General features: G+C 62.6%; 12 protein-coding genes and 1 pseudogene. 9 read left to right on the top strand and 4 right to left on the bottom strand.

Annotated elements, in window-relative coordinates:
• Nucleotides 1–27: 27 nt before the first annotated feature.
• The 4 genes from tldD to NKJ80_RS24180 form a co-directional block, all read right to left on the bottom strand.
• Nucleotides 28–1,440 carry a metalloprotease TldD gene (gene tldD, locus NKJ80_RS24165; protein ID WP_352498430.1) on the bottom strand — a complete coding sequence of 471 codons (1,413 nt, stop codon included), beginning with the start codon at nucleotides 1,438–1,440 and terminating at the stop codon, nucleotides 28–30.
• Nucleotides 1,441–1,598: 158 nt separating this feature from the next.
• A complete protein-coding gene (locus tag NKJ80_RS24170; RefSeq protein ID WP_352498431.1) occupies nucleotides 1,599–1,727 on the bottom strand; it encodes a hypothetical protein in 129 nt (42 codons plus the stop codon).
• Nucleotides 1,724–1,921: a hypothetical protein gene (locus NKJ80_RS24175; protein ID WP_155923284.1), complete on the bottom strand. Its 198-nt coding sequence runs from the start codon at nucleotides 1,919–1,921 to the stop codon at nucleotides 1,724–1,726. Before NKJ80_RS24175 ends, NKJ80_RS24170 begins: the two co-directional genes overlap by 4 nt.
• Nucleotides 1,922–1,990: 69 nt before the next feature.
• The gene (locus NKJ80_RS24180; protein ID WP_352498432.1) at nucleotides 1,991–2,575 is read right to left on the bottom strand and encodes an invasion associated locus B family protein; all 585 of its coding nucleotides are present in this window, start codon (nucleotides 2,573–2,575) and stop codon (nucleotides 1,991–1,993) included.
• Nucleotides 2,576–2,938: 363 nt separating this feature from the next.
• Here NKJ80_RS24180 and coxB point away from each other — a divergent pair, with 363 nt between their 5' ends.
• The 9 genes and pseudogenes from coxB to NKJ80_RS24225 all read left to right on the top strand — a co-directional run bounded on the left by coxB (nucleotide 2,939) and on the right by NKJ80_RS24225 (nucleotide 9,580).
• Nucleotides 2,939–3,835 (top strand): cytochrome c oxidase subunit II, encoded by an 897-nt coding sequence (gene coxB / locus NKJ80_RS24185; protein WP_050485823.1) that lies wholly within the window; start codon nucleotides 2,939–2,941, stop codon nucleotides 3,833–3,835.
• 38 nt (nucleotides 3,836–3,873) lie between these two features.
• Entirely contained in the window at nucleotides 3,874–5,526 is a 1,653-nt protein-coding gene (ctaD, locus tag NKJ80_RS24190; protein WP_023668420.1) for a cytochrome c oxidase subunit I, read from the top strand.
• 70 nt (nucleotides 5,527–5,596) lie between these two features.
• Entirely contained in the window at nucleotides 5,597–6,541 is a 945-nt protein-coding gene (locus tag NKJ80_RS24195) for a heme o synthase (protein WP_023668419.1), read from the top strand.
• Complete coding sequence (locus NKJ80_RS24200; RefSeq protein WP_023668418.1) at nucleotides 6,538–6,693, top strand: cytochrome c oxidase system small membrane protein; 156 nt, start codon at nucleotides 6,538–6,540, stop codon at nucleotides 6,691–6,693. The genes NKJ80_RS24195 and NKJ80_RS24200 overlap by 4 nt, the downstream gene beginning before the upstream one ends.
• Nucleotides 6,694–6,701: 8 nt before the next feature.
• Nucleotides 6,702–7,328, top strand: a complete 627-nt coding sequence (locus tag NKJ80_RS24205) for a cytochrome c oxidase assembly protein (protein ID WP_023740706.1) — start codon at nucleotides 6,702–6,704, stop codon at nucleotides 7,326–7,328.
• A 1-nt stretch (nucleotide 7,329) separates the two neighbouring features.
• Nucleotides 7,330–8,211: a cytochrome c oxidase subunit 3 gene (locus NKJ80_RS24210; RefSeq protein ID WP_023668416.1), complete on the top strand. Its 882-nt coding sequence runs from the start codon at nucleotides 7,330–7,332 to the stop codon at nucleotides 8,209–8,211.
• Between the two features lie 82 nt (nucleotides 8,212–8,293).
• Nucleotides 8,294–8,428, top strand: a pseudogene (locus NKJ80_RS24215) (L,D-transpeptidase family protein); the annotation flags it as partial.
• A 13-nt stretch (nucleotides 8,429–8,441) separates the two neighbouring features.
• Nucleotides 8,442–8,828: a DUF983 domain-containing protein gene (locus NKJ80_RS24220; protein WP_023740707.1), complete on the top strand. Its 387-nt coding sequence runs from the start codon at nucleotides 8,442–8,444 to the stop codon at nucleotides 8,826–8,828.
• Nucleotides 8,825–9,580 (top strand): SURF1 family protein, encoded by a 756-nt coding sequence (locus NKJ80_RS24225; protein ID WP_023740708.1) that lies wholly within the window; start codon nucleotides 8,825–8,827, stop codon nucleotides 9,578–9,580. Before NKJ80_RS24220 ends, NKJ80_RS24225 begins: the two co-directional genes overlap by 4 nt.
• The last annotated feature ends 21 nt before the right edge of the window (nucleotides 9,581–9,601 follow it).

Below are 9,601 nucleotides of genomic sequence, written 5' to 3' on the forward strand. Positions count from 1 at the left end.
TATTCAAGCCCGCCGACGTCTCCTCGCTCAAACCCTGGTGCCGCCGACCGTCATCTGGTTCATCCTGAGATGCGGCTGGCCGACGCCGACCGGCACGCCTTGTCCGGCCTTGCCGCACATGCCGATGCCGGTGTCGAGTTTCATGTCGTTGCCGATCATCGACACACGGTGCATGGCGTCCGGTCCGTTGCCGATCAGCATGGCGCCCTTGATCGGCTGCGTCACCTTGCCGTTTTCGATCATGTAGGCCTCGGTGCAGCCGAACACGAACTTGCCTGAGGTGATGTCGACCTGGCCGCCGCCGAAGGATACGGCATAGATGCCGGTCTTGACCGAGGCGATGATCTCATCCGGCTCCATGTCGCCCGCCGTCATATAGGTGTTGGTCATGCGCGGCATCGGCTGGTGCGCATAGCCTTCGCGCCGGCCGTTTCCCGTGGCTTTCATGCCCATCAGCCGGGCGTTCTGGCGGTCCTGCATGTAGCCGACAAGCTTGCCGTCCTCGATCAGCACATTGCGGGCCGAAGGCGTGCCTTCATCGTCGACGGTCAGCGAACCCCGCCGCTCCGGCATGGTGCCGTCATCGACCACGGTAACGCCCTTGGCCGCCACCTGCTGGCCCAGCAGGCCGGCGAAGGCGGACGTCTTCTTGCGGTTGAAGTCGCCTTCCAGCCCGTGGCCGACAGCCTCATGCAGCATGACGCCCGGCCAGCCGCTGGACAAAACGATGTCGAACGTTCCGGCCGGCGCGGGAATGGCTTCGAGATTGACCAGCGCCTGCCTGAGCGCCTCCCTGGCCGCATGCTTCCAGGCGTCCTCGACCAGGAACTCGCCGAACGCCTTGCGCCCGCCCATGCCATAGGAACCGCTTTCCTGGCGGTCGCCGTCGCCGACGACGACGGAAACGTTGATGCGGACCAGCGGGCGGATGTCGCGCACCATCTGGCCGTCGGCGCGCACGATCTCGACATGCTGCCAGGACGCCGCGAGCGAGGCCGTCACCTGGCGCACGCGCGGGTCCTCGGCACGCAGCCATGCGTCGATCTCCTGCAACAGCTTGGCCTTGACCTCGAAGGAAGGCGAGGGGATCGGGTTCTCCTCGCCATAGAGATGGCGGTTGGTGCGCGCGGGCGCCCCGGCAAGCGTGCCGGAATAGCCGCCCTTGACGGTCGAGACGACGTCGGCGGCGCGCAGCAGCGACGCCTCGGAAAGATCGCTGGAATGGGCGTAGCCGCTGGCCTCGCCGGCCACGGCGCGCAGGCCAAAACCCTGGTCGGTGTTGAAATTGGCGGTCTTCAGCCTGCCATTGTCGAACATCAGCGCTTCGCTCTCGCTGTATTCGAGGAACAGTTCGCCGTCGTCGGCGCCGTTCAGTGTGTCGGCGACGATCCGCTTGATGCGATCATCTGAAATGTCGAATTGGCCGGTCAGGCTGTTCATGGCAGGTCCGCTCACAGGAGGAATGGTGTTGCCACGATGTAGGCGCGAAGACGCGCCTGCACAATCCGCAATGACGATCCGCAGCAGGTAGGAGCGGGTAACCCCGCCCCTGAACATGACATCCATCTTGAAGTTCGACCCGTCACCCGAAAAGGCCTTCACCCAGCGATATTTCTTGTTCCATTGGCCTGGTCGGCCGTGAAGGGGTTGGTATAGCCCGAGGAGAACTGGATCGACTTGCACTTCTCATGGTTTTCGCAGCCATAGAAGTAGATGACATATTTCATGCCCTGAAGCCGGCCCGAGACCATCGGATCGCCCCGTCGTCCTTGTCCATCTTGGCCGAGCCATAGCCTTTCGCAAGCTCGAAAATGACGGCCGGATCGGGCGCCGTGATGATTTCGGAATCCTCGGCAAAGGCGACGGAAACGGCGCCGGTCAGGATTAGACCGGTCGACAAAAGCAAAGAACAAGCACGCATGATGACCCCCACAGCCAAAGATCAAACCCGTGGGAATTGTGAGGAAAGACGGTTTCGCAAGCATCAAGCTCAGGGCAGGGCGGCAAAACCGTCGGCGAAGCCCTTGAGGTCGACGGGGATGCCGATGCCTTCTTCCGGCGTCTGGAAGACGATGAAGGTGGCCGACGTCCCGGTCTTCAGCGTATCGAGCAGCGGCTTTTCGAGAATGACCTCGGCATAGCAGCCGTCCTGGAAGCAGCGCACGAAATAGGCGCGGCCAATATCCTTGCCGTCGACATTGAGGCCCAGGCCATTGGGCAGCAGAACGCCGAGCGGGGCCAGCACGCGCAGGATCTCGGCCTTGTTGTCGGCGGTGCGCAGGACGACGACGGACAGTCCCATTTCCGGGCGATCCTCGGCAACGACGTTCTGCATCATCACGCATTGTTCCGAGGTGGCGCCGGCCGGCGTGTCGCAGATGATCGACCACGCGCCATGCGTTGACTTGACCGTGCCGCTGGGCTGCGCTGCATTGGCGACGCCGGTTGCGGACGAGCCGATACCGATCAGGGCGGCGAGAAAAACGACCTTCGCCCCGCTTCTCGAAAGCCAAGCGCTTTTCGAATGCCAGGCGCTCTTCGAATGCCGGGCGTTTCTCGAAAGCCAAGAGGTCATGACGGCTCCATTGCGAATCACGGCACTTTAAGCCGCGCCAAGGCCAAGTAAAGGATAGGGCGACCGCCGGTCAGCCCCGGCAGGCGCAATAATGCGCTTTTCCCTAGCAAATTCGCCCGAATTGCGACCGTCGGGCGCATTCCGGACACAAGCCCGCATAGCCTGTCTGTCGACGACCCGCGCGGGCCACGAGGCCGTCGAAACAGCGCGGCAGCACTTGCGCGCAAAAATGCCGCACGGTTTCGCCCGCTCCTTTCTTGCGGAGGGAAATAGAGTATGGTTTGAACCACCCTTGGGACTGTCCGGGATTCCCATCCCGGCATTGTTCGATATTCTTGCGTCGCGATCGCGAGGAACCGGGAGATGAAGAGGGCGATGAGAAAATTCCCAGCAAGCGCCAAATTGATGGCAACGGCAGGCGCCGCCGCCGCATTTTTCGCCGGTGCCTCCGCCCATGCGGCCCAGCCGCAGCCGTGGGAGATGACTTTTCAGCCGCCGGCGACAGACATGATGCGGCAGATCGAGTGGTTCGGGAACTACACGATGTGGTTCGTCGTCCCGATCACTGCTTTGGTTCTGGCGCTTCTCGCCTGGTGCATCTTCAGGTTCCGCGCCAGCAAAAACCCGGTTCCGTCCAAGACCAGCCACAACACGCTGATCGAGATCATCTGGACAGTCGGGCCGGTCGTCGTCCTGCTGTTCATCGCCATTCCCTCGTTCCAGTTGCTGACGGCGCAGTACACGCCGCCGGAAGAGGCCAAGCTGACCGTCAAGGTAACGGGCAATCAGTGGAACTGGGACTATGAGTACCAGACCGAGAACACGCTCTCCTTCAACTCGGCCATCCTGCAGGACGCCGACCGCGCCGCGATCGGCAAGGAAGACCGCAAGGTCTATCCGCGCCTGCTGGCGGTCGACAACGAGCTGGTCGTGCCGGTCAACACCATGACGCGCGTCCTGGTTACCGCAGCCGACGTGATCCATTCCTTTGCCGTTCCGGCCTTCGGCATCAAGATGGACGCGGTTCCCGGCCGCACCAACGAGACGTGGTTCAAGGCGGAAAAGGAAGGCATCTATTACGGCCAGTGCTCGCAGCTCTGCGGCAAGGACCATGCCTTCATGCCGATCGCCGTCCGCGTCGTGTCCGATGCGCAGTACAAGACCTGGCTGGCAGCAGCCAAGACCGACCTCCCCGGCGCCAACAAGGCGCTGATGGCCGAGGTCGACGGTACCAACAAGGTAGCGGCCGCCGGCAATTGATGCCGCGGGTTAGCAAGAATTAGGGAACGGAGCCGACCATGGCAGAAGCTGCAGCTCACGACGACCACGACCACAAGCCCTATCATGGCTGGGTCCGGTGGGTGTACTCCACCAACCACAAGGACATCGGCACGCTCTACCTGATCTTCGCGATTTTCGCGGGCATCGTCGGCGGCGCGCTTTCGGTCGTCATCCGCATGGAGCTGCAGGAGCCGGGCATCCAGATCTTCACCGGTCTGGCGCAGATGGTCTACGGCATGAACGGCGATGCCGCCATCGACGGCGGCAAGAGCATGTACAACGCCTTCGGCACCGCGCACGCGCTGATCATGATCTTCTTCATGGTCATGCCGGCGCTGATCGGCGGCTTCGCCAACTGGATGGTGCCGATCATGATCGGCGCCCCCGACATGGCCTTCCCGCGCATGAACAACATCTCGTTCTGGCTGCTGCCGCCGGCCTTCCTGCTGCTGATTGCTTCGGCCTTCATGCCGAGCGCGCCCGGCGCCTATGGCGTTGGCGGCGGCTGGACGCTCTATCCGCCGCTGTCGACCTCCGGCCAGCCCGGGCCGGCCATGGATCTGGCGATCCTGTCGATCCACATTGCCGGCGCGTCCTCGATCCTCGGCGCCATCAACTTCATCACCACCATTTTCAACATGCGCGCGCCGGGCATGACGCTGCACAAGATGCCGCTATTTGCCTGGTCGGTTCTGATCACCGCCTTCCTGCTGCTCTTGTCGCTTCCGGTTCTGGCCGGTGGCATCACCATGCTGCTTACCGACCGCAATTTCGGCACCACCTTCTTCGCCCCGGATGGCGGCGGCGATCCGATCCTGTTCCAGCATCTGTTCTGGTTCTTTGGTCACCCCGAAGTGTACATCCTGATCCTGCCGGGCTTCGGCATCATCAGCCACATCGTCTCGACCTTCTCGAAGAAGCCGGTGTTCGGCTATCTCGGCATGGCCTACGCCATGGTCGCGATCGGCGCCGTCGGCTTCATCGTCTGGGCGCACCACATGTACACGACCGGCCTGTCGCTCGACACGCAGCGCTACTTCGTCTTCGCCACCATGGTCATCGCCGTACCGACAGGCGTGAAGATCTTCTCTTGGATCGCGACGATGTGGGGCGGCTCGATCTCGTTCAAGACGCCGATGCTGTGGGCGCTGGGCTTCATCTTCCTGTTCACGGTCGGCGGCGTCACCGGCGTCCAGCTCGCCAACGCCGGCCTCGACCGCTCGCTGCATGACACCTATTTCGTCATTGCCCACTTCCACTATGTGCTGTCGCTGGGTGCGGTCTTCGCCATCTTCGCCGGCTGGTACTACTGGTTCCCCAAGATGACCGGCTACATGTACTCGCCGGTGATCGCCAACACCCACTTCTGGGTCACCTTCGTCGGCGTCAATTTGATCTTCTTCCCGCAGCATTTCCTCGGCCTGGCCGGCATGCCGCGCCGCACCATCGACTATCCCGACGCGTTCGCCGGCTGGAACATGGTGTCGTCCTACGGCTCCTATATATCGGCCGTCGGCGTGGTGATCTTCCTCTATGGCGTGTTCGAGGCCTTCCAGAAGAAGCGCGTCGCCGGCGCCAATCCGTGGGGCGAGGGTGCAACGACGCTCGAATGGCAGCTGCCTTCGCCGCCGCCCTTCCACCAGTGGGAACAGCTGCCGAAGATCAAGTAAGGCAGCCCGAATACGAAACCGCCGGCCCGCCGGCGGTTTCGGCCAACGGAATGATTGGACTTATGTACGCATGGCCCTTGTCGACGACCCAATGATTGACGAAGCGGGCTTTCGCATGTCGGAAGCCACGTCGGGCGATTTCTTCGCCCTGCTGAAGCCGCGCGTCATGTCGCTGGTGGTGTTCACGGCCTTTGTCGGCATGGTCGCTGCGCCCGTGACCATCAACCCGCTGCTGGCGGTGATCGCCATCCTGGCCATTGCCATCGGCGCCGGCGCCTCGGGTGCGCTCAACATGTGGTACGACGCCGACATCGACGCGGTGATGAGCCGGACCGCCGGCCGCCCGGTACCGTCCGGCCGTATCCTGCCCGGCGAAGCCCTGAGCTTCGGCCTTGTGCTTTCGGTGCTGTCGGTGATGACGCTGGGCGTGCTGGTCAACTGGCTGTCGGCGGCGCTGCTTGCCTTCACCATCTTCTTCTACGCCGTCGTCTATACGATGTGGCTGAAGCGCTCGACGCCGCAGAACATCGTCATCGGCGGTGCCGCCGGCGCCATCCCGCCGGTCATCGGCTGGGCCGCGGTGACCGGAACAGTGAGCCTGGAAAGCCTCGTCCTGTTCCTGATCATCTTCCTGTGGACGCCGCCGCACTTCTGGGCGCTGGCGCTGTTCAAGTCCGACGACTACGCCAAGGCTGGCATCCCGATGATGCCGAACGTTGCCGGCCAGGCCTCGACCCGCCGCCAGATCTTTGCCTACGCCCTGATCCTGGCGCCGATCGGTGTGCTGCCCTGGGTGCTCGGTTTCACCACCGCCTTCTATGGCGTCGCATCAGTGGCTCTCGGCGCCGGCTTCGTCTGGTATGCCTGGAAAGTGCTGTGCATGACCGATAGCGACCGCGTCATGAAGCCGGCCAAGGCTCTGTTCGCCTATTCGCTGCTCTACCTCTTCGCCATCTTCGCCATCTATCTTGCCGACTGTGTCGTCGGTCGCGCTTTGGCCATCGGTGGAGCATGACCATGATCGACAAGAAGCTTGAACTGGTCACGCTGACCGAAAGCCAGAAGAAGGCGCGGCGCAACCGTTCGGCGGCGATCGGCGTCGCGCTGGCGATTCTGGTCGTCATCTTCTACGTCGCGACCATCGTGAAATTCGGCCATACCGGATGAGGCCGATGATGACCCGCCAGACCGTGACCGATCCCAGGAAGAAGAACACCAACCGCGTCGTCGCCGCCGTCTGCGTCGCCTTCTTCGGCGGCATGATCGGCATGGCCTACGCCGCGGTGCCGCTCTACAAGATGTTCTGCCAGGCCACCGGCTATGGCGGCACCACGCAGCGCGCCGAAAAGCAATATGCCGGCCGCATCCTCGACCGTGACATCACCGTGCGCTTCGACGCCAACACCAACGGCATTCCGTGGCAGTTCCAGCCGGTCGCCCGTTCGGTCACCATCAAGATCGGCGAGACCACGCAGGCGCATTACAGCGCCACCAACAAGTTCGACCGCGCCGTTACCGGCCGCGCCACCTTCAACGTGCAGCCGGAACTGGCGGGCCCCTACTTCAACAAGGTCGAGTGTTTCTGCTTCACCGACACGACGCTGAAGCCCGGCGAGACGCTGGACATGCCGGTCGTGTTCTATGTGGATCCCGATATCGTCAACGTGCCGGAACTGAAGGACTTGAACACGATCACCCTGTCCTACACCATGTTCCCGGTCCAAAAGAACAAGCCGGTGGCGTCATCGACGCCGAACAGCAGCAGCAAAGTTTCAGATACCGAAGCAAATCTCGGGGGTTGATATGGCAGACGCGCACGCAAAACCACAACACGACTACCATCTCGTCAACCCGAGCCCGTGGCCCTTCCTGGGGTCGATCGGCGCGCTGGTGACTGCAGTCGGCGGCGTCGCCCTGATGCAGTATCTCAAGAACGGCGATTTTCCGATTTTCGGCCACAACATCGCCAATCCATGGCTGTTCTTCATCGGCCTGGTCATCGTCCTCTACACGATGTTTGCCTGGTGGTCGGACACCATCAAGGAAGCGCATGAGGGCCACCACACGCGCGTCGTGTCGCTGCATCTGCGCTACGGCATGATCATGTTCATCGCTTCGGAAGTGATGTTCTTCGTTGCCTGGTTCTGGGCCTATTTCGATGCCAGCCTGTTTCCGAGCGAAGTGCAGAATTACGCCCGCACCGCTTTCACTGGCGGCGTCTGGCCGCCGAAGGGTCTCGAAGTCCTCGATCCGTTCCATCTGCCGCTCTACAACACCATCATCCTGCTTCTGTCGGGCACCACGGTGACATGGGCGCACCATTCGCTCATCCATGGCGACCGCAAGGGCCTGATCAACGGCCTGGTGCTGACCGTCGGCCTCGGCATGCTGTTCACCATGGTGCAGGCCTACGAGTACATGCACGCTCCGTTCGGCTTCAAGGATTCCATCTACGGCGCCACCTTCTTCATGGCGACCGGCTTCCATGGCTTCCACGTCATCATCGGCACCATCTTCCTGCTGGTCTGCCTGATCCGCGCCTGGAAAGGCGACTTCACGCCCAAGCAGCATTTCGGCTTCGAGGCGGCTGCCTGGTACTGGCACTTCGTCGACGTGGTCTGGCTGTTCCTGTTCGCATCGATCTACGTCTGGGGATCGGTCGGCGCGGTGATCGAAGGCCACTGACGGCTTTCACCGAACCGACAAATCAGAAGGGCGGTCGCGGCAACGCGGTCGCCTTTCTTCTTTTCGGCGCCCATCAATGGCCAACGGATTCGGCTGGTCGGGCTGGCTGCTTCAATTGGTCGACTGGACCGATGGCTGCATTGGGGTTACCGACTGCGACATGGACGAAATCTGGACTATGGTGCCGGATGGAACGCTGATCGAAATCGAGCCATAAAGCATGACTATCCATGAGTGAAGACAGGGCGATCTGGCCACCCATCGAGCCGATCTCGGCCGGCCTGCACGGACGCTGCCCGCGCTGCGGCGAAGGACGGCTGTTTTCCGGCTTCCTCACCGTCGGCAAGCGCTGCAACAATTGCGGCCTCGACTATTCCTACGCCGATGCCGGCGACGGCCCGGCGGTGTTCGTCATCCTGATCATCGGCTTCATCGTCGTTGGGCTGGCGCTGTGGGTGGAGGTGAAGCTGAGCCCGCCGCTGTGGCTGCATTTCATCATCTGGATACCGCTGGCCGTGGCGCTGTGCCTGACGGCGCTGAGGCTGATCAAGGGGGTGCTGCTGACGCTTCAATACGCCAACAAGGCGGCCGAAGGCCGCCTGGACCAGGGGCAATGAACGAGGCGCTGACGAAGCCCGCCGGCCGCTCGCGGCCGAAGACGGCATTGCTGCTCGGCCTCGGCCTGGTGGTGTTCGTCATCCTGCTCGGGCTTGGCACATGGCAGGTGCAGCGCCTGTACTGGAAGGAAGCCCTTCTGCAGACCATCGACCAGCGCACCCATTCAGCGCCGCAGCCGCTGGCGGACGTCGAGAAGGAATTCGCTGCCACCGGTGATGTCGACTACACGCCGGTCACCGTCAGCGGGACGTTCCTGCACTCCGGCGAGCGGCATTTCTACGCCACATGGGAGGGCGACGCCGGCTTCAACGTCTATACCCCGCTGGCCCTCGACGATGGCCGCTATGTCCTGATCAACCGCGGCTTCGTTCCCTATGATCTCAAGGATGCCGCCAAGCGCCCGCAAGGGCAGGTGACCGGCAAGGTCACGGTCACCGGCCTGGCGCGCAACCCGCTGCCGGCCAAGCCGTCGATGATGCTGCCCGACAATGACGTGGCCAAGAACATCTTCTATTGGAAGGACCGCGATGCCATGGCGGCGAGTGCCGGCCTGCCGGCGCGTGCCGTGCTGGTGCCGATCTTCATCGACGCCGACAAGACGCCGAACCCGGGCGGGCTGCCGGTCGGCGGCGTCACCATCATCGACCTGCCGAACTCTCATCTGCAATATGCCTTCACCTGGTTTGGCCTGGCGGCGGCTCTTGCCGCGGTTCTGATCGTCAGGCTGCGCCGTCCGGCAAAGACTGAATGATCCAGAGCATGATCCCGAAAA

The sequence above is a fragment of the Mesorhizobium sp. M0030 genome, assembly GCF_040323695.1.
Classification (GTDB): Bacteria; Pseudomonadota; Alphaproteobacteria; order Rhizobiales; family Rhizobiaceae; genus Mesorhizobium.

What these genes read in the sequence shown, in the direction of transcription:
- tldD (WP_352498430.1), bottom strand. Translation starts at nt 1,440, where the DNA reads ATGAACAGCCTGACCGGCCAATTCGACATTTCAGATGATCGCATCAAG.
- NKJ80_RS24170 (WP_352498431.1), bottom strand. Translation starts at nt 1,727, where the DNA reads ATGAAATATGTCATCTACTTCTATGGCTGCGAAAACCATGAGAAGTGC.
- NKJ80_RS24175 (WP_155923284.1), bottom strand. Translation starts at nt 1,921, where the DNA reads ATGCGTGCTTGTTCTTTGCTTTTGTCGACCGGTCTAATCCTGACCGGC.
- NKJ80_RS24180 (WP_352498432.1), bottom strand. Translation starts at nt 2,575, where the DNA reads ATGACCTCTTGGCTTTCGAGAAACGCCCGGCATTCGAAGAGCGCCTGG.
- coxB (WP_050485823.1), top strand. Translation starts at nt 2,939, where the DNA reads ATGAAGAGGGCGATGAGAAAATTCCCAGCAAGCGCCAAATTGATGGCA.
- ctaD (WP_023668420.1), top strand. Translation starts at nt 3,874, where the DNA reads ATGGCAGAAGCTGCAGCTCACGACGACCACGACCACAAGCCCTATCAT.
- NKJ80_RS24195 (WP_023668419.1), top strand. Translation starts at nt 5,597, where the DNA reads ATGGCCCTTGTCGACGACCCAATGATTGACGAAGCGGGCTTTCGCATG.
- NKJ80_RS24200 (WP_023668418.1), top strand. Translation starts at nt 6,538, where the DNA reads ATGACCATGATCGACAAGAAGCTTGAACTGGTCACGCTGACCGAAAGC.
- NKJ80_RS24205 (WP_023740706.1), top strand. Translation starts at nt 6,702, where the DNA reads ATGACCCGCCAGACCGTGACCGATCCCAGGAAGAAGAACACCAACCGC.
- NKJ80_RS24210 (WP_023668416.1), top strand. Translation starts at nt 7,330, where the DNA reads ATGGCAGACGCGCACGCAAAACCACAACACGACTACCATCTCGTCAAC.
- NKJ80_RS24220 (WP_023740707.1), top strand. Translation starts at nt 8,442, where the DNA reads ATGAGTGAAGACAGGGCGATCTGGCCACCCATCGAGCCGATCTCGGCC.
- NKJ80_RS24225 (WP_023740708.1), top strand. Translation starts at nt 8,825, where the DNA reads ATGAACGAGGCGCTGACGAAGCCCGCCGGCCGCTCGCGGCCGAAGACG.